The 18,263-nt window shown below is 62.8% G+C and carries 11 protein-coding genes and 1 pseudogene; 9 read left to right on the top strand and 3 right to left on the bottom strand.

Features of this window, described 5'->3' with window-relative positions:
- Positions 1 to 6: 6 nt before the first annotated feature.
- Positions 7 to 4,929: an alpha-2-macroglobulin gene (locus AAGQ88_RS23655; protein WP_342653749.1), complete on the top strand. Its 4,923-nt coding sequence runs from the start codon at positions 7 to 9 to the stop codon at positions 4,927 to 4,929.
- 168 nt (positions 4,930 to 5,097) lie between these two features.
- On the opposite strand, the gene AAGQ88_RS23650 is transcribed toward AAGQ88_RS23655, so the two are convergent.
- Positions 5,098 to 5,391 carry a hypothetical protein gene (locus tag AAGQ88_RS23650; RefSeq protein WP_093464803.1) on the bottom strand — a complete coding sequence of 98 codons (294 nt, stop codon included), beginning with the start codon at positions 5,389 to 5,391 and terminating at the stop codon, positions 5,098 to 5,100.
- 164 nt (positions 5,392 to 5,555) lie between these two features.
- Here AAGQ88_RS23650 and pbpC point away from each other — a divergent pair, with 164 nt between their 5' ends.
- From pbpC to AAGQ88_RS23635, 3 genes and pseudogenes are all read left to right on the top strand, one after another.
- A complete protein-coding gene (gene pbpC / locus AAGQ88_RS23645) occupies positions 5,556 to 7,868 on the top strand; it encodes a peptidoglycan glycosyltransferase PbpC (protein WP_342655875.1) in 2,313 nt (770 codons plus the stop codon).
- A 327-nt stretch (positions 7,869 to 8,195) separates the two neighbouring features.
- Positions 8,196 to 9,746 carry a collagen-like triple helix repeat-containing protein gene (locus AAGQ88_RS23640; RefSeq protein ID WP_342653748.1) on the top strand — a complete coding sequence of 517 codons (1,551 nt, stop codon included), beginning with the start codon at positions 8,196 to 8,198 and terminating at the stop codon, positions 9,744 to 9,746.
- A 187-nt stretch (positions 9,747 to 9,933) separates the two neighbouring features.
- Positions 9,934 to 11,611 (top strand): annotated as a pseudogene (locus tag AAGQ88_RS23635) (POTRA domain-containing protein).
- A gap of 90 nt (positions 11,612 to 11,701) precedes the next feature.
- Here the strand turns inward: AAGQ88_RS23635 and AAGQ88_RS23630 are convergent.
- Both AAGQ88_RS23630 and AAGQ88_RS23625 read right to left on the bottom strand, forming a co-directional pair.
- Positions 11,702 to 12,112: a response regulator gene (locus tag AAGQ88_RS23630; RefSeq protein ID WP_342653747.1), complete on the bottom strand. Its 411-nt coding sequence runs from the start codon at positions 12,110 to 12,112 to the stop codon at positions 11,702 to 11,704.
- 55 nt (positions 12,113 to 12,167) lie between these two features.
- Complete coding sequence (locus tag AAGQ88_RS23625) at positions 12,168 to 12,362, bottom strand: Flp family type IVb pilin (RefSeq protein ID WP_342653746.1); 195 nt, start codon at positions 12,360 to 12,362, stop codon at positions 12,168 to 12,170.
- 316 nt (positions 12,363 to 12,678) lie between these two features.
- Between AAGQ88_RS23625 and cpaB the strand changes: the two genes are divergently transcribed.
- Genes cpaB through AAGQ88_RS23600 form a run of 5 tightly spaced genes read left to right on the top strand, consistent with a single transcriptional unit; the run spans position 12,679 to position 18,262 of the window.
- Positions 12,679 to 13,626, top strand: a complete 948-nt coding sequence (gene cpaB / locus AAGQ88_RS23620) for a Flp pilus assembly protein CpaB (RefSeq protein ID WP_342653745.1) — start codon at positions 12,679 to 12,681, stop codon at positions 13,624 to 13,626.
- Positions 13,627 to 13,647: 21 nt separating this feature from the next.
- Entirely contained in the window at positions 13,648 to 14,904 is a 1,257-nt protein-coding gene (locus AAGQ88_RS23615; RefSeq protein ID WP_342653744.1) for a type II and III secretion system protein family protein, read from the top strand.
- Positions 14,901 to 16,097: a pilus assembly protein gene (locus AAGQ88_RS23610; RefSeq protein WP_342653743.1), complete on the top strand. Its 1,197-nt coding sequence runs from the start codon at positions 14,901 to 14,903 to the stop codon at positions 16,095 to 16,097. Before AAGQ88_RS23615 ends, AAGQ88_RS23610 begins: the two co-directional genes overlap by 4 nt.
- Entirely contained in the window at positions 16,097 to 17,359 is a 1,263-nt protein-coding gene (locus AAGQ88_RS23605; RefSeq protein WP_285424163.1) for a CpaF family protein, read from the top strand. Before AAGQ88_RS23610 ends, AAGQ88_RS23605 begins: the two co-directional genes overlap by 1 nt.
- Before the next feature lie 18 nt (positions 17,360 to 17,377).
- Positions 17,378 to 18,262: a type II secretion system F family protein gene (locus AAGQ88_RS23600; protein ID WP_342653742.1), complete on the top strand. Its 885-nt coding sequence runs from the start codon at positions 17,378 to 17,380 to the stop codon at positions 18,260 to 18,262.
- Position 18,263 lies beyond the last annotated feature (1 nt).

Here is an 18,263-nt window from a genome sequence, read left to right as displayed (position 1 = left end):
TGCCTCATGCTTAACAAAGGATTGTTCCTGGCCTGCGCGCTGGTACTGCTCAGTGCCTGCGATTCCTCCACGTCCGATAAACCCGCACCCGCCCCGGCCCAGCCTGCGGCCCCTCAAGCAGCGGCGGTCGAAACCGCGAAACCCAAACCTGCCGTCGACCTTCCTGCGCTGAGCAAGCGATACGCCGGACGCGAGCTGACCGTGGTCGATGTCTCGGAAGTTCAGCTCGACGGCGCCAGCACGCTGTCGTTGAGTTTCTCGGTGCCCCTGAATCCGGATCAGAAATTTGCCGAAAAGGTGCACCTGGTCGACAGCAAGGACGGCAAAGTGGATGGCGCATGGGAGCTGTCCGACAACCTGATGGAGTTGCGACTGCGGCACCTGGAGCCCAAGCGCAAGCTGGTGCTGACGATCGATCCTGGCTTGGTGGCGGTGAACAACAACGCGCTGGCTGCCGAGTATTCGGCCCGGCTCGAGACGTCCGATCTGCAAGCCACGGTCGGGTTTGCCAGCCGCGGCAGTCTGCTGCCGACGCGCCTGGCGGAAGGTCTGCCAGTGATCGCGCTGAACGTCGACAAAGTGGACGTTGAATTCTTTCGCATCAAGCCTGATTCATTGCCTGCATTCCTGAGCGCGTGGGAAGGTTCGTCCAGCCTGCAGAGCTACGAGTCCCAGGAACTGCTGCCCATGGCCGATCTGGTCTACGGCGGCCGGTTCGACCTCAATCCTGCGCGCAACACCCGTGAAACGGTGTTGCTGCCAATCGCGGGCCTCAAGCAACTGCAGCAGCCCGGCGTCTATCTGGCAGTGATGCGCGCGTCGGGCACTTACCACTATTCCCAGCCCGCGACGCTGTTCACGCTCAGCGATATCGGCTTGTCGGCGCATCGCTACGCCAACCGGGTGGACGTCTTTACTCAGGCCCTCGAAGGCGGCAAAGCGCTCGGCGGCGTCGATCTGGAACTGTACGACGACAAAGGCCGGGTGGTCGGCCAGGGCAAGACTGACAACGCAGGTCATGCTGAACTGCCGCTGCCCGCCAAGGCTCAAGTGCTGCTCGCTCATCAGGGAGAACAGACCAGCCTGTTGCGTCTGAACACCGCTGCGCTGGACCTGGCCGAATTCGATATCACCGGCCCGCAGGCCCACCCGTTGCAGTTCTTCATTTTTGGCCCGCGCGACCTGTATCGGCCGGGCGAGGTGGTGCTGCTCAATGGCCTGCTGCGCGACAGCGACGGCAAAAGCGTGAAACCGCAGCCGATCACAGTGGAAGTGCGTCGTCCGGATGAGCAGGTCAGTCGCAAGTTCGTGTGGGACGCCGATGCTTCCGGACTGTATCAATACCAATTGCAGTTGTCGGAAGAAGCCCCGACCGGTCGTTGGCAACTGGTCTTCGATCTGGGTGACGGCAAGCCGCAGCTTTACGAGTTCCAGGTTGAGGATTTTCTGCCAGAGCGCATGGCGCTGGAGCTCAAGGGCAGCGAAACGCCGTTGACGCCTGACGCGCCGCTGGACGTGGCCATCAATGGTCGCTATCTCTACGGTGCCCCGGCATCGGGCAACCGGCTGACCGGCCAGCTGTACGTGCGGCCGCTGCGTGATGCTGTACCTGCGCTGCCGGGTTATCAGTTCGGTTCCGTGACCGAAGAAGACCTCAAGCAGGATCTCGAGATCGAAGACAGCACACTGGACGCCAACGGCAAGCTCGATCTGAGTATCGACAGCCAGTGGGCCAAGGCTCGCTCGCCGCTGGAACTGGTGCTGCAGGCCAGCCTGCAGGAGTCGGGCGGTCGGCCGATCACCCGGCGCCTGACTCAGCCGGTCTGGCCGGCTGAAACCATGCCGGGCCTGCGCGGGCTGTTCGACGGTGAGGCCACCGACGGTGACGCTCCGGTGGAGTTCGAAGTGCTGATGGCCGATGCCCAAGGGCACAAGCTGGCTGCCGACAACCTCAAGGTGCGCCTGGTGCGCGAGCGTCGCGACTACTACTGGAATTATTCCGACAGCGATGGCTGGAGCTATCACTACAACGAGAAATTCCTCAATCTTTCCGAAGAGACCCTCAGCGTGAAGAAGGACTCGACGGCAAAGATCAGTTTCCCGGTGGAGTGGGGTCCGTATCGCGTTGAAGTCGAGGATCCGGCCACCGGTCTGATCAGCAGTGTGCGGTTCTGGGCCGGTTATCGCTGGCAGGACAACGCCGAAGGCGGCGCGGTGCGGCCTGATCAGGTCAAACTGGCGCTGGACAAACCGGCCTACGCCGACGGCGACACCGCGAAGGTGACAGTGACGCCACCCGCTGCGGGCAAAGGCTACCTGTTGGTCGAGTCCAGCGAAGGCCCGCTGTGGTGGCAAGAGATCGATGTGCCGGCTGAAGGCAAGGCCTTCGATGTTCCGCTGGACAAGAAATGGGCGCGGCATGACCTGTACGTCAGCGCCCTGGTGGTGCGTCCTGGCGAGCGCAAAGCCAACGTTACGCCAAAGCGCGCCGTGGGTGTCCTGCACCTGCCGCTGGACCGTTCGCAGCGCAAGCTGGCAGTCAGTATCACCGCGCCTGAGAAGATGCGGCCCAAGCAGCCGCTGAAACTCAAGGTCAACGCGAAGAACGCCGATGGCTCGATTCCCAGGGATGTGCACGTGCTGGTTGCAGCGGTGGACGTCGGCATTCTCAACATCACCGAATACGCCACGCCGGATCCGTTCGCCAGCCTGTTCGGGCGCAAGGCGTATGGCGCCGACCAACTGGATGTCTACGGCCAACTGATCGAAGCCGGTCGCAATCGTCTGGCGAGTCTGGCGTTCGGCGGCGACGCTGCGCTGGCCAAGGGCGGCAAGCGTCCCGAAACCAGCGTAACCATCGTCGCGCTGCAAAGCGCGCCCGTGACGCTGAACGAGCAAGGCGACGCCGAAGTGAGCGTCGACATTCCCGACTTCAATGGCGAACTGCGGATCATGGCGCAGGCCTGGACCGACGAGCGCTACGGGATGGCTGAGGCTAAAACGGTCGTCGCAGCGCCGCTGATTGCCGAACTTTCAGCGCCGCGCTTCCTGGCCGGAGGCGATCAGACCAAGGTCGCGCTGGACCTGTCGAACCTGTCTGGCAAGGCTCAGAAGCTCAACGTGCAGGTGACTGTCGACGGTCAGTTGAGTCTGGCCGAAGGCGAAGGCAGCAAGGCACTGAGCCTGAGCCAGGGGCAGCGCACGACGTTGCAGATTCCGGTGAAGGCCCAGGGCGGTTTCGGCCAGGGCGTGATCAGAGTCACTGTCAACGGGCTGGACCTGCCGGGCGAGAACCTGCCGGCGTTCACCCGCGAATGGACCCTGGGCGTGCGCCCTGCATACCCGGCGATGCTCAGGCAGTATCGCGCGGTGCTCAAGGATCAGGCGTGGAGCTTGCCGGAAGGCGCACTCGAGGCGTTCGAGCCGGCGGGGCGCGAGGCCTTGCTGTCGGTGTCCAGCCGTCCGCCGCTGAACCTCGGTGAGCAGATTCGCGCCCTGAAAGCTTACCCCTACGGATGTCTGGAGCAGACCACAAGCGGTCTGTACCCGGCACTGTACGCGGATGCCGCGACGCTCAAGCGTCTTGGTCTGGAGGGTGAGTCCGATGCCGAGCGCAAACGCAAGATCGAGCTTGGCATCGAGCGCCTGCTCGGCATGCAGCGTTACAACGGCAGCTTCGGCTTGTGGGGCGCGGACGGCGAAGAGGAATACTGGCTCACGGCCTACGTCACCGATTTCCTGTTGCGGGCTCGCGATCAAGGCTACGCGGTGCCGCCGGATGCCCTGAAGAAGGCCAACGAGCGCCTGCTGCGTTATCTGCAGGAGCGCAATCAGATCGAGGTCAATTACAGCGAAAACGCCGATCACACTCGCTTCGCGGTGCAGGCCTATGCTGGCCTCGTTCTGTCGCGCAGCCAGCAGGCGCCGCTGGGTGCGTTGCGCAGCCTGTTCGAACGCCGTACGGACGCTCGCTCTGGCTTGCCACTGGTGCAGCTGTCTATCGCGCTGGAAAAAATGGGCGACAAGCCGCGCGCCGATCAGGCACTGATGGCCGGTCTGGCGGCGGGGCGCAAGGCCGATGACTGGCTGGCCGACTATGGCAGCCCGCTGCGTGATCAGGCGCTGATTCTGGCGTTGCTCGAAGAAAACAAACTGGCGTCCGACAAGGTCGAGGAGCGGCTGTTCGCACTGTCCGATCAGGTTGCCGCCAGCCGCTACCTGTCGACACAGGAGCGCAACTCGCTGTTCCTCGCCGGGCGTGATCTGCTCGGCAAGCCGGAAGGCCGGTGGGCCGCGACGCTTAACAGCGGCAGCAACAATCGTGAACTGAGCAACGACCAGCCTGGCGTCAAACTCGACAGCTCGGTGCTGGCGTCGCCGTTGACCGTGCAGAACGGCGGCAGTCAGACGCTCTATCAGCAGATGACGATTTCCGGCTATCCGTCCCAGCCTCCCGTGGCGGGCGGCGAGAACCTGGGCATCCGTCGCGAGTACCTAAGCATGGATGGCGAGGCGCTGAACCTCAACGCGCTGAAAAGCGGTGAGCTGGTGCTGGTGCATCTGGAGGTCAAAGCCAAGGAGCGTGTGCCGGATGCGCTGGTCGTGGACCTGCTGCCCGCAGGTCTTGAGATCGAGAACCAGAATCTTGCGCAAAGCTCCGCCAGCCTCGAGGACGCCAGCGAGTCAGTGAAACAGTGGCGTGAGTCCATGGAGAACGCGGGGGTCAAGCATCAGGAATTCCGTGGCGATCGTTACGTTGCGGCGCTGGACCTGCAGGGATTCAACACCGTGCACTTGCTGTACCTGGCGCGAGCTGTGACACCGGGCACCTACCGTGTGCCGCCGCCGCAAGTGGAGTCGATGTACCGGCCAAACTGGCAAGCACTGGGCGATGCGCCTGCTCAGTTGGTGGTGAAAGGGAAGAAGTAGGACGCGCAGATGCGATGTTCTGTTGGAGCGTGGCTTGTCCGGCGATCGGCGACGAAGTCGTCGTAACCCTGTGAATGCGGAGTCTCAGACGGACCCCTGCGCAGGGTTTGCTGCCGGTTCCCGGCAGATCGCGGGACGAGCCACGCTCCTACTGGGCAAATCTGTTGATCAATGAATAATCCAGCTCAGCAGCCACAGCCCGAGAAACAGCCAGATGATCCCCATGATGATCGAGGCGCGCATGAAGGCGCGGATGGCCGAGTAGAGCAGCATCAGGCCGATGATCAGCGCGACGATGCTGATCAGCGACGTGTCCATGCCAAGCGTACGCGACAATCCTTCGACAAAATTGCCACCGGCATGAGTGAACATGTTGAACAACCAGCTGAGCCCGTCGACGACGAAGCGGATCACGGCACCGATTACCTGGCCGAGCCATTCGAAAACGCTTTCTACCTGCATATCTGCTTCCTGATGAAAAAGAGGGATCGAAACAAGGACTGTTCGCTTTGGCCGTTCCTGCCCGTGGCGAGTTCCGTGAAGCATAAAGGCAGTCGGGCATGAAACGCGGATTTCTTGTGAACGGCTGCAGGACGTCGAATCTCTGGCTGGCCTCTCGTCGCGCACTGCGGTGGGCTGTTGCAGGGTTTTTGCTGGTATGTCTGCTGCTCTGGCTCGCGGACCGCATCTGGCCGCTGCCGCTGCCCAAGGACGATCTGGCGCGCGTGGTGCTGGCTGAAGACGGCACTCCCCTCTGGCGTTTTGCCGATGCCAACGGCGTCTGGCGCTATCCGGTGACGATCGATCAGGTCTCGCCGTATTACCTTGAGGCGTTGCTGACTTACGAAGACCGCTGGTTCTACCAGCATCCGGGGGTGAACCCGATGGCGCTGGCGCGGGCGACCTGGCAGAACCTCAGCGGCGGTCACGTGGTGTCTGGCGGCAGCACGCTGTCGATGCAAGTCGCCCGGCTGCTCGATCCTCATTCACGCACGTTGCCCGGCAAGTTGCGCCAGTTATGGCGTACTGCGCAGCTGGAGTGGCACCTGTCCAAGCAGGACATTCTGCTGCTGTATCTCAATCGCGCGCCCTTTGGCGGTACTTTGCAGGGCGTCGCCGCAGCGAGCTGGGCGTACCTTGGCAAATCGCCCCGGCAATTGACCCGCGCCGATGCCGCCTTGCTGGCCGTGTTGCCGCAGGCGCCGAGCCGGCTGCGTCCCGATCGGCATCCGCAACGTGCCCAGGCCGCGCGGGACAAGGTGCTCAGACGCCTCGCCGAGTTTGGCACCTGGCCGCAGCAGGCGGTCGACGAAGCGCTCGAAGAACCCTTGTTGCTGGCGCCGCGGCAGGAGCCGAGTCTGGCGCCGCTGCTGGCCCGTCGCTTGAACCGACCCGACAGCCCGCCGCTGATTCGGACCACGCTCGACGCCGGCTTGCAGCGCAGGCTCGAAGACCTGCTGATGGGCTGGCGTGCGCGGTTGCCTGAGCGGACTTCGGCGGCGATCCTGGTGGTCGAGGCGCAGAACATGGCGGTGCGCGCCTACGTCGGTTCAGTGGACATCGGCGACGCCAGACGCTTCGGTCATGTGGACATGGTCAGTGCCCTGCGCTCGCCCGGCTCTACGCTCAAACCCTTCCTGTACGGCAAAGCCATGGACGCCGGGCTGATCCACTCCGAATCGCTGCTGCAGGACGTGCCGAGGCGATATGGCGATTATCGGCCGGGCAACTTCTCATCAGGTTTCAACGGGCCCGTCGCCGCCAGTTCGGCGCTGTCGATGTCGCTCAACCTGCCCGCGGTTCAGCTGCTCGAAGCCTACGGCCCGAAGCGCTTTGCGGCCGAACTGCGCAACGGCGGCGTGCCATTGACCCTGCCGCCACTGGCCGAGCCTAATCTCGCGTTGATTCTCGGCGGCGGGGGCAGTCGTCTGGAAGATCTGGTCGGCGGTTACAGCGCGTTCGCGCGAGGAGGGCGCAGTGCCGATATCCGCTTGCAGCCCGACGATCGCCTGCGCGACCGACCCATGATGTCGCCGGGTGCGGCGTGGATCATCCGGCGCATATTGAGCGGTCAGTCACGCCCTGATCTGGACCCGCACGCAGCGCTCGTCCAACGTCCTCAACTGGCGTGGAAAACCGGCACCAGTTATGGCTTTCGCGACGCGTGGTCGATCGGCGTGGGCCCCAGATTTCTGATCGGTGTCTGGATTGGCAGACCGGACGGCACACCGGTGCCGGGGCAGTTCGGGCTCGCCTCGGCTGCACCCTTGATGTTGCAGGTTCACGACCTGCTGGTTAACCGCGATGCTCAGCGCAACATTGCTGCGCCGGTGTTGCCGGTGCCGTTGAGCGTGGGGGTGGCGGCGGTGTGCTGGCCGCTGGGGCAGCCGATGAGCAAGAGCGATCCGAACTGCCGACGTCAGCGTTTTGCGTGGACGTTGGACGGCACGACGCCGCCGACGCTGCAGGCGACCGACCAGCCACTGGGGTTGGGCCTGACGGAAAAAATCTGGGTGAACCCGGCCGGCCTGCGCGTCGCGGCCGGGTGTCCACAGGCGCAGCCGCGCGAGGTCGCGCTCTGGCCTTCGGCGCTGGAACCGTGGTTGCCCAAGGCCGAGCGGCGAGAGGCGCGCTTGCCTGCCAGCGATCCGGCCTGCCCGCCGCAAGGTTTGAGCCTTGCGCCGGCGCTGTCCATCGTCGGTGTCCGTGAGGGCGATCAGTTGCGCTTGCCGGCCGGCAGTCAGCAATTGCTGCGTCTGAAGTTGTCGGCGCTCGGCGGCACGGGTCGCCGCTGGTGGTTCATCGATGGCGCGCCGGTTGGCGACACGGCGAACCAGGACAGCTACAGCCACACGTTCACCCGGCTGGGGCGGTATCAGTTGAGCGTCCTGGATGAGAGCGGGCAGACGGCGCGGGTAGAGTTCAGCGTGGTGGATTGAAGCTGCGCTCATCGTGACGGACGACGAACCCATGCAATGGTCATCGGCCGCCGGCATCACTTTTTTAGCCTCTTCGGCTAGTCAATTACGACTATATAACTTTCGTTCGATCCCCTTCCTGAAGGCTCGTTGACTTTATCTATCTTGCTGATTTCGTTGGACAAATGTTCGTCAGACGTTGCTGTCATGCGCATTCATACAAGTTGTTAATACCAAGTTATGGATTGCTGGATCCGCGCCTGAGGGCTGATATGAGGCCCAAGGGTAAATGCTTTTCGGCGGGCGTCGGGGAGCAGGATAACGATGCGTTAAGGAAGGATTCTCCCTATGAAAACCCGGATGTTTTATGCCTCATCGGCATTGGCGCTGGTTCTCGCCGTCAGCCTTGGAGGCTGCAGCAGTGGCGGGGGTGGCTCGAAAAGCCACGTCAACGGATCTTCAGCAACCACGGACACGTCCGGAGGCACTGCCGGCGGCGGCAGTGGCAGCGGTGGAGGTGGCAGCACGGGCGGGGGCGGTACGGGCGGAGGTGGAGGCACCACCACGCCAGGCCCGCCGGTCGTACGCAGCACTACTGCGCAGACCAGTATCGATCTGGGCACCGTACTCGGCCAGGTCGGCGATGCGGTGGTTGGCGCAGGCGAGGGCGTTTCGTCTCTTTCAATCGCAGGCACCGGTGACCTGACGGCTGGCGCCGGTGGTCTGGTGTCCTCGGTGGGACACGCCACCAACAGCGTGAGCAGCGGCCTGGTGGACGGGCTGGGCACGCTGGGCACCGACAGCAATGCCCTGGGCACAACGCTTTCCAGCGTCGGCGGCGCGACCGGCGAGTTGGGCGGCGGCGTGTCGTCGTTGGGTGCAGGCGTTGCACGGTTCGCCCGCAATTCGGCCATCGAGCAGGTGCCGCTGGTGGGCACGGTGGTCGGCGGCGCAGGTGATCTGGTCGACGGCGTCGGCCAGAAAGTCACGATGCTCGGCGACACGTTGAGCGTCGCCACCACGACAGGTCCGCTGGGTTCTGCCACCCACGCGCTTGGCGACAAACTGGTGCCTGTGGTGGCGATGCTTGAGTCGACCACCGCCAAAGTCGGTGCCGCCACGGGCCTGGGCCAGCCGGTCAACGGCCTGCTGCAGAACGTCAAGGGCACGCTCAATAACGTCGGCGATACCCTGAAAGACGGCGCGCAGAACAACCCGGTGACCGGTGGCTTGGGCGGGTCGCTCAGTGGAGTGGGTGACGTGCTCGGCACCGCCGCAGGGTATGTGCACGCCAATGCGGGTTCCGGCGGCAGCGGCAGTTTGCCGGGCTTGCCAGGCTTGCCTGCCTTGCCGTCGCTGGGTGGTGGCCTGCTGGAAAATGTCGGCGGTGTCGTGGTTGCCGCTGGCAGCGGGCTGACGGCAGGCTCGGGCGGCAATCTGCTGGGTGCGGTCGGCCTCAACGGCAGTGCTGGCGGGGTAACGGTGGCTTCGCTGGGGCCGATTCTGGGTGGCAACGGCGTGGCGAACACTGCGATCGGTGCGCCGGTGGCAGCGCTGACTCAAAACGTATCCGCTGGCGTGACACCCGTGCTTAACGGCGTGACCGGCCTGACCCAGAACGTCGGCGCAGCCACAGGCTTGGGTGGTCCGGTGAGCGGCCTGCTGGGTCAGGTGGGCGGTGCCGTCAGCGGCCTTGGCGGACAGATTGGCGCCAGCAACGGCAGCCAGGTGACGACCGCGCTCGGCGCAACGGTTTCAAGTGTCGGCAATACCGTGGCGCAAACCGGCGGCGTGGTGAACGGCACAGGCACGAATGCGGGTGGGCTGGGAGGTCTGCTCAACGGGGTTACAGGCGCTTTAGGCGGCGGTTTGAACGGTGCGTTGGCTAACCGCAAGTAAGTAGTGCTGGGCAGTGTGAGAACTATCGCGAGTCCGTTGTCCGCGATGCAGTGTTCTTTCTCCAGCTTGCTTGGGTAGCGACTTCTCGTACAACGCCTACGCTTGTTTCAGACAGGGGAGTCGGATGATCCCCTGTCTTTTTTTATGCCTGTGCAATGCCGCTGCTGTATGGCCATGGAGTGTCCTCATGCGTGCTTGTATACCTGTGCTGGTGCTGGGTATTTGCGTCGCTCCGGTTGTCGCGAATGCCGAACCGCTTCCTGCTTTCCTCAATAGCAACGACCGCGAACGAACCCTTCCTGTACCCAACCTGCCCGCTGACGCTTATCGTCCGCAGACGCCCGCGCTGCAAGTCCCGACGCCTCCCGCCGACGCAACGCCGCTGATGATGGGCACCAAGGTGGCGGTGCGCAAAATCCGCATCGAGGGCGGTACGGTCTACCCCGCTGGAGCAATTGGGCGCGGCCTATCAGGCATTGATCGGTCGCGATGCGACGCTGGCGGAACTGATCGACGCAACGCGCGCGATCACCCGGCGTTATCAGGAAGACGGCTATCTGTTGTCGTACGCCTTTCTGCCGCAGCAGGGCTTTGAGGAGGGCCTGGTGCGCGTGGTGCTGGTCGAGGGCTACGTGCGGGATTACCGGCTCGACGGCGACGTGGGTAACGTCGCGGCCTATTTGCAGCAACTGGTGGACAACATCAGGCAGGAGCGGCCGCTCACACGCAAGACCTTCGAGCGTTACACCGCATTGATGAGTCGCGTGCCAGGCCTGACGCTGCAAGCTCAGGTGCCGCCTCCGGGAACCACCGATGGCGCGACGACGCTGCTCGCGCAGGCGGCGCGCAAACCCTTCACCAGCACGTTGAGCACCACGGATGACAGCCGCGACGGCTTGCAGGCGTTGCTTGGTCTGAGCAGCAATGCGCAGACCTCGATGGCCGAGCAGTTGACCCTCAGCGGGCTGTTTCCGCCGGGCGATGACAAGGAGCATTACTACCGCCTCGACTACACGCAGTACCTCAATGCCGAAGGCACGCAGCTCAGCGTTTCAGGCTCGCACTACCGCAGCGAGCCCAGCACCCGTGTGGCGCTGGACAACGGGCTTGAGCTCAGGCAACGCCGCGACAACGATCGTTTTTCCGTGGGCATCACTCATCCGTTGATCGCCGCGCAGAACGAGTGGCTGAGCGCCGGCGCGCGTCTTTATGCCGTCAATGACAAGACGCGCTACAGCGTCATCGGCGCCCCTCTGAGCGTTGAAAGCAAGACCGACATTCGTGCGCTGGCGATCGAGGGCGACTGGCGCAAATCCACGGATCGCCAGCTGCGAATTCTCAGCGCGGGTGTCTATCAGGGCATCGACGGCATGGGCGCGAAAACCGACGACAACGTCTACGACCTGGATTTTCTGCGCGCGAGGCTTTCCGGCGTGCAGAGCGACAAGTTCTTTGAAAACTGGCAGGGCGTGTTTTCAGCGGCGCTGTACTGGAGCGATGACTCCTTGCCGGACAGCGAGCGTGCGCAGTTCGGCGGGCAGAATTTCGGGCGTGGCTACCCCACCGATCAAGCGTCGGGCGACAAAGGCTGGGGGGCGGCGTACGAGGTCAACTACAGCTTCAAGCGAGATGGCAACTGGGTGAAAGTGCTGCAGCCCTATGTCGTGCTGGATGCGGCGCGCAGCTGGTTCAACGACCTGCCGGTCAAGGATTCGAAGCTTTCGTCATCAGCCGTGGGGCTGCGGTTCGGCGATGCCCGCTACTACAACATCGCGCTTGAGGCCGCCAAGCCGATGTCCGACGTGGGCCTGGACAGTAACAACCGCAACCCCAGGTTCACACTGAGCTTCAGTTATCAGCTGTAAGAAATGCACCTTCTCTCACTCGGCCGGCAGGCGAGTGAGAGGATGCGGAAACGGAGACTGCGAACCGACAGACGCTCAAAGAATGAGGCGCTATTGGCCGACTTGATAGACCTTGGGTTCTGGAAAAAGATTGTTGAGCGTTTCCAGCAAGCGAACGTGATAGATAGGTTTGCGGAACAGGTCGAGCACCTGCAGGCGCAGCAGGTCGCTGACGTCCTCCATGTCTGCATGGCCCGAAGTGACGATCACGGGCAAATGCTGGCGCGAAGTGTGTTCGCGCAGTCGCTTGATCAGCGAGATGCCGCTTTCTTCCGGCATCCGCAGATCGGTGATCACCAGGGCGATATCCGGATGAGCGGTCAATAGCTGCAACGCGATTTTGACGGACGATGCCGTGAAGCAGCAAAAGCCTTCGCCCTCCAGCAGCTCGGCCAATTCCTCGTTGGCGTCCTCTTCATCGTCAACGAGCAGTAATTGTTGGCGTGTGGGCTTGGAGGGCATCGTCATTACCTTGCCGGGAACATGGAAGCGTAAACCTGAGTGGGGTGCTCAATCGCTAGATAGCCTTCCCGCCGAGGCCTGTGACTATATCGTTGAATTTGTCTTTTACCGCATTGCCCAGCGGCGTGACAAAGCTGATTACCACAATAGCGACCATCGTCGCGATCACGGCGTACTCGATGGCGGAAGCCGCTTCTTCATTCTTCACGAAACGGCGAATGTGGGCGGAAATATATAACCAAAGGAACATCAGACTTCTCCTCGGCGCCAGGGGGCGCGGCAAAACACGCATGAAGCGTTTATCAATCCGTCGTGCTGACAGCATTGACCCCGTTGCGCCACTACACAATCACGAGAAAGCATTAATCAGAAAGTATTAGTGCCCAGGATCGGCCCATGCCTTCCTGCCTTCGAACGGATTCCCTTAGCTGAAATTTCCTACATCTGATGGCGTTTTGGATGACGTGAACTAACGTTGATACCGAAATGGATGAATGTTCGAAGCCCACTGAGTGACAGATGGACTGCCAACGTTTTCGAAGTTGTAGTAGGCACGGGAGGGCCGTATGAACAGTCGCGTCACCATGGGGCTTGCTGTGCTGTTTTTGCTGGGCGCCCTGTTCGCAGGGTATTGGGGACTGGTACTGAGCCGCCAGACTGCGCCTGCTCCTCAAGCGCCGCTGGATCCGGCCGCCGCGCCTGCTGCCACTCCCGTCGTTGCGGAAAAACCCTCGGAAGATCCCACCCGTCAGTCCGTTCTGGTTCTGGGACGGGATGTCCCTGCCTACCAGCCGATCACTGCCGACGATCTGATCGTCGAACGCCTGAAGGTCGCACCGCCCGGCAGCTTCAGCAAACCCGAAGACGCCGTGGGGCGCATGTCCTGGCGGCCGCTGTCAGCCGGCACCTGGTTGACCGACAGCAGCTTCGAGGCTGGCGGCACCCTGGCCCGGATGATTCGCCCGGGCGAACGCGCGCTGGCCCTTGGCGTCGATGAAATCATCGGGGCGGGAGGGCAGTTGAGCCCTGGCGATTACGTTGATGTGCTGCTCTATCTTCCGCCCGACCCGGCAAACAACGACCGCAGCGCGCAGACCGTCGTCCCGGCCTTGCGCGTGCTGACCGTCGGCGCCTTGATGGGACCTGTGAATCCGGGCCAGGACGATCTGAGTGTCAGTCGGCAGGATCACGAACAACAGCAGACCCTCAGGTCCAATGCCCGCAGCGTCGTGCTTGCAGTGCCGGAACAATTGCTCAACCGGCTGATGCTCGCCTCGCAGGCCGGGCCGCTGCGGCTGGCCGTGCGCAGTGCCGAGGAGAAGAACCTGCAACGTTACTGGGCGGGCGACGGCAACATTGCCACGCAGCGGGATACCGCCAATCGCAACATCACCCACTTCAATCAACTGAGCCTGGGCTCAACGCGGGGCTCGCCGGTGACTGACGGCGCGCCCCGTGGCCCGCGCCCGGTCGAGATCATTCGCGGCAACCAGACTTCGCAGCAAACTCCCTGATCGAGCAAGGATTGCACATTCATGAGCAGCCGTTTCAAGCCGGTTTTCAAGCACTTCGCGTTAGCCTTTTTGTCTGTCGGGGGGTATCAGGGATTTGTCGTGGCCGCGCCCAGCGGCTGCGCGGGACTGTCATCGGCGCCCTCGGTCATGGAGATCGGTCAGGGCGTCCAGCAGGACATTCGTTCGCCGGTCGCGATCACGCGCCTGGCGGTGGGTGATCCGAAGATCGCCGATGTCCACGTCAACGGCAATGACAACGGCGGCTTTCTGTTGACCGGCGTTGGCGCGGGCACCACCAGCCTGATGGTCTGGACCGCCTGTTCGTCCTCGCCGCGTCAGAGCATGGTGTTCGTGCGTGGGACGGCCATTTCAGCGATGACCGACCCCAATCTTCCTCCCTCCGAGGATCCGCTGCTGCCCAGCCAGGTGCAGACGGACATCCGCTTTGTCGAGGTCAGTCGCAACAAGCTCAAGGAGGCGAGCACCTCGATCTTCGGCAAAGGCTCCAACAACTTTCTGTTCGGCTCGCCGGGCACCGTTCCCGGCGTCACCGTTACGCCCGGAACGGTCGGCGGCACGCGTCCGGCGATTCCGTTGAACAACAACAATTTCAACATCGTCTGGGGCGGTGGCAGCAGCAAGGTGCTCGGCATGCTCAACGCGATGGAAAGCAGCGGGTTCGCTTACACCCTGGCGCGACCGAGCCTGGTGGCCCTGAGCGGACAGAGCGCGAGCTTTCTGGCGGGCGGCGAATTCCCGGTGCCGGTACCCAATGGCGAAGGCAATGGCATCTCCATCGAATACAAGGAATACGGCGTGCGCCTGACGTTGACGCCGACGGTGGTCGGCAGCAATCGCATTGCCCTGAAAGTCGCGCCGGAGGTGAGCGAACTGGACTTCTCGAACGGCGTGACGATCGCCGGCACCACCGTGCCGGCGCTGAACGTGCGTCGTACCGACACGAGCATCTCACTGGCGGACGGCGAAAGCTTCGTCATCAGCGGTCTGATCAACACCCGCAATGTCGCGAGCGTGGACAAATTTCCAGGCCTGGGCGACCTGCCCATTCTCGGCGCGCTGTTTCGCAGCTCGCAGATCAATCGTGACGAGCGCGAACTGTTGATGATCGTCACGCCGCATCTGGTTCAGCCGCTGGCCGCCAACGCGCAGTTGCCGACACTGCCGGGCGAGGGCCTGCGCAATTACGATCCGAACTTCTTCAAGATGTATTTCCTCGAGAACGGCAATTTCGATCGCCGGGGCGGGTTATCGCAATGAGTCAGGGACCGAGCCTGAGCCAGACATTTCTGGCCATTACCCGCAATCCCACGGATTTCGAGTGGTTGCAAGGCGCGCTGGCGCCCTTGGGACAAGTCGTCAGTGCCGGCACCGGCAGCCTCGATGAACTGCTGGCGTTGGTGGACGTGACCTTCGCCAGCGTGGTGTTCGTGGGGCTGGATCGCGAGCATCTGATGAACCAGAGCGCGTTGATCGAAGGAGCCCTCGAAGCCAAGCCAATGCTTGCCATCGTGGCGCTCGGCGACGGTATGGACAATCAGTTGGTGCTTAACGCCATGCGCGCAGGCGCTCGGGATTTCGTCGCCTACGGCTCGCGCTCAAGTGAAGTCGCCGGCCTGGTGCGACGCCTGAGCAAGCGCCTGCCGGCGGTAATGCCAAACCCCAATATGGGCGGATTGACGGTCATCTACGGTTGCCAGTGCGATGGCGATGGCGCGTTGGTGTCGGCGCATCTGGCGCTGGTGGCGCAGCAAAAAGGGCAGCGCACCCTGTTGCTGGATCTGGGCATGCCGCGAGGCGACAGTCTGGCGATGCTGAGCCTGGAGTCGTCGTTCAATTTTGGCGACGCCGTGCGCCACCTGCGTCGGCTCGATTCGACCCTCATCGACAGCGCCTTCACGACCCACCCCAGCCAGCTGCGCATTCTGGCGTACGCCGAAGATGATCAGTCGCTGGAGCACACCAGCGCCGCCGAGTTGTACATGCTCCTCAGCGCGCTGCGTCAGCATTTCCAGCACGTCGTGGTCAATCTCGTCGGTCAGCCGGACAGCGAATCGCTGCGCACCTTCGTCGCTCACTGCGACCAATTGCTGTGGTACACCGACCAGAACATCATCGAGTGCCGACGCAATCTGGCAATCCTCAACCTGTGGCGCGAGAAGGGACTCAAGCTGCAACACGCAGGCCTGCTCGTGGACAAGTACTTGCGCCAAGTCACGCCCAATTCCGACGCGCTGGAAAAGACCTTCGGCCTGCCGGCCATGGCGGTGTTGCCGCTGAGTCCCGAGCTGCGGCTCAATGCCAAGAATCAAGGCCTTTCGTTGTTCGAGCTGTCGCCGCGCGAGTCGCTCAGTACCGGCCTGCGTCATCTTGGAGAGCGTCTGGCGACGCATTCCGAAGCTGCCGACAAGCCCCGTAGCGGCTGGCTCAGTCGACTGTTGAGGAGCAAATAATGAAAGGCGAAAAGCTGTTCGGCGTGTCCTCAAGACCTCAGGAAAGTGGTGGCGACGGGCAAGGCCTGAAGCTGGTTCTGCACCGCTACATCATCGACGCCATTGAGGAGAGCGGACGCAACCTGCTGGAAGGAACGCGTCCGGCGCTGGCGCAGTTTGTCACTGACAAGGTCGCCGAATACGTCGCCCGCCTGCGTCTGGCCATCTCTCGCTACGAGATGGAGCGTCTGGCTGAAGAACTGGTCGACGAACTGACCGGCTTCGGCCCGCTGGAGGTGCTGCTTCGAGACAAGTCGGTCACTGAAATTCTGGTCAACGGGCCCAACAAGGTGTTCATCGAGCGCGAGGGCGTCCTGCATCATTCCGATCTGCGCTTCATCGATTCTCACCACGTCGAACGGGTCATTCAGCGGATTCTGGCGCCGATGGGCAGGCGTCTGGACGAGTCGTCGCCGATGGTCGATGCGCGTCTGCCCGATGGCAGCCGGGTCAACGCAATCATCCCGCCCATCGCCCTGGACGGGCCCTGTGTGTCGATCCGGAAGTTTCGCAAGGACATGCTCAAAAGCGCAGACCTTGTGGCGATGCAGACGATCGACCAGCCGATTTTCGATTTCTTCGAGAGCGCCGTGAGCAAGCGCTGCAACATCCTGATCAGCGGCGGGACGGGCACCGGAAAGACCACCATGCTCAACGTCCTGAGCCAGCTGATCAACACTCAACAGCGTCTGGTGACGATCGAGGACGTCGCTGAATTGCAACTGGCGCATCCTCATGTGGTGCGGCTGGAGACCCGTCCGCCCAATGCCGAAGGTCACGGCGAAGTGCGCGCCAGCGATCTCATCCGCAACGCCCTGCGGATGCGCCCGGACCGCATCATTCTCGGCGAAATCCGTGGCGTCGAAGTCCTCGACGTGCTGACCGCGATGAACACCGGCCACGACGGCTCCATGAGCACGGTGCACGCCAACAACGCTCAGGATGCGCTGCTGCGTCTCGAGACGCTGGTGGGCCTGACCGGGCGGCACATTTCCGAGAAAACGCTGCGGCAGATGATTTGCGCGGCGCTCGACGTGATCATCCAGCTGACGCGCATGCCCGATGGCCGCCGCTGCGTCAGCGAAGTGGTGGAAGTGGTGGGCACGCGCGACGACGTCTACGTCACCAACACCCTGTTCAGACTGGACCGGCGAAGCGGCTTCGGCTTTCTTCGCGAGGCCATCAATCCGGCGGGCGACAAGCTGCGCCAGCTCGATTACTAGCGGGCAGGGGAGACTGAGGTGAAGGGAGCCATCGTCCTCGGACTGATTTTCATGCTGCTGATGGGCGTGTCGATGTACCTGTTTTATCGTGGCCTGAACAAAGGGGCGAATGAGCGGATCATGGCACGTCTGGCTTTCGGGCAGCCTGAGCCCAAGACTGCCCGGCCCGGCCTTGCACGGCTGGAACGGGCGTTTCTGCGTGCAGGCCTGGGCAAACCCACCGAACGGCTGCCGCTTGCGCTGTCAATCTGGCTGGCCTCGGTGCTGTTGGGGTATCTGCTCTACGACGGCTTCGGTGCAGTGCTTGGGGTGTTGCTGCCCGTGATCGCGCTGCGCTTTTTCGTCGGCATTCGTTATCAGCGCAGGACGCGCCGTATGGTCGCGCAGCTGCCGCAGTTGCTCGACCACACGGTGCGCAGCCTGAAATCAGGCCGCACGCTGGGTGATGCGGTGTTGCTCGGCATCGACGCATCGGCCAGTCCCTTGAGTGACGCGATGTCCCGGATCAGACGCAACGTGCAGATGGGCATCAGCCTGCCCGATGCCGTGCAGGACTTCGCCGACCTTTACGAGCGTGAGGAATTCCGCCTGTTCGCGCTGGGGCTGAGGGTCAACCACCGTTATGGCGGTAACGCCAGTGAGCTGCTGGAAAACCTCATCAGGCTGATCCGCGAGCGCGAGCAGGGCGCCCGGCAGTTGCGCGCCGTGACCGGTGAAACACGCATGAGCGCGGTGGTGCTGGCGTCGCTGCCGGTGGCGATGGTGGGTTACTTCATGGTGGTCAATCCCAGTTATCTGCTGCACATGTGGAACGACACCACCGGGCAAAAAATGCTGATGGTTGCGTTCGCGATGCAGACGCTGGGTTGTCTTGCGCTGTGGCGCATGTTGAAGAGTATCTGAC

This window comes from Pseudomonas sp. F3-2, from assembly GCF_038804275.1.
GTDB lineage: Bacteria > Pseudomonadota > Gammaproteobacteria > Pseudomonadales > Pseudomonadaceae > Aquipseudomonas.
The sequence above is the reverse complement of the archived record's forward strand: the minus strand, read 5'-3'. Positions and strand labels throughout refer to the sequence as shown.

What these genes read in the sequence shown, in the direction of transcription:
- AAGQ88_RS23630 (WP_342653747.1), bottom strand. Translation starts at nt 12,112, where the DNA reads ATGCCCTCCAAGCCCACACGCCAACAATTACTGCTCGTTGACGATGAA.
- cpaB (WP_342653745.1), top strand. Translation starts at nt 12,679, where the DNA reads ATGAACAGTCGCGTCACCATGGGGCTTGCTGTGCTGTTTTTGCTGGGC.
- AAGQ88_RS23650 (WP_093464803.1), bottom strand. Translation starts at nt 5,391, where the DNA reads ATGCAGGTAGAAAGCGTTTTCGAATGGCTCGGCCAGGTAATCGGTGCC.
- AAGQ88_RS23655 (WP_342653749.1), top strand. Translation starts at nt 7, where the DNA reads ATGCTTAACAAAGGATTGTTCCTGGCCTGCGCGCTGGTACTGCTCAGT.
- AAGQ88_RS23605 (WP_285424163.1), top strand. Translation starts at nt 16,097, where the DNA reads ATGAAAGGCGAAAAGCTGTTCGGCGTGTCCTCAAGACCTCAGGAAAGT.
- AAGQ88_RS23640 (WP_342653748.1), top strand. Translation starts at nt 8,196, where the DNA reads ATGAAAACCCGGATGTTTTATGCCTCATCGGCATTGGCGCTGGTTCTC.
- AAGQ88_RS23625 (WP_342653746.1), bottom strand. Translation starts at nt 12,362, where the DNA reads ATGTTCCTTTGGTTATATATTTCCGCCCACATTCGCCGTTTCGTGAAG.
- AAGQ88_RS23610 (WP_342653743.1), top strand. Translation starts at nt 14,901, where the DNA reads ATGAGTCAGGGACCGAGCCTGAGCCAGACATTTCTGGCCATTACCCGC.
- AAGQ88_RS23615 (WP_342653744.1), top strand. Translation starts at nt 13,648, where the DNA reads ATGAGCAGCCGTTTCAAGCCGGTTTTCAAGCACTTCGCGTTAGCCTTT.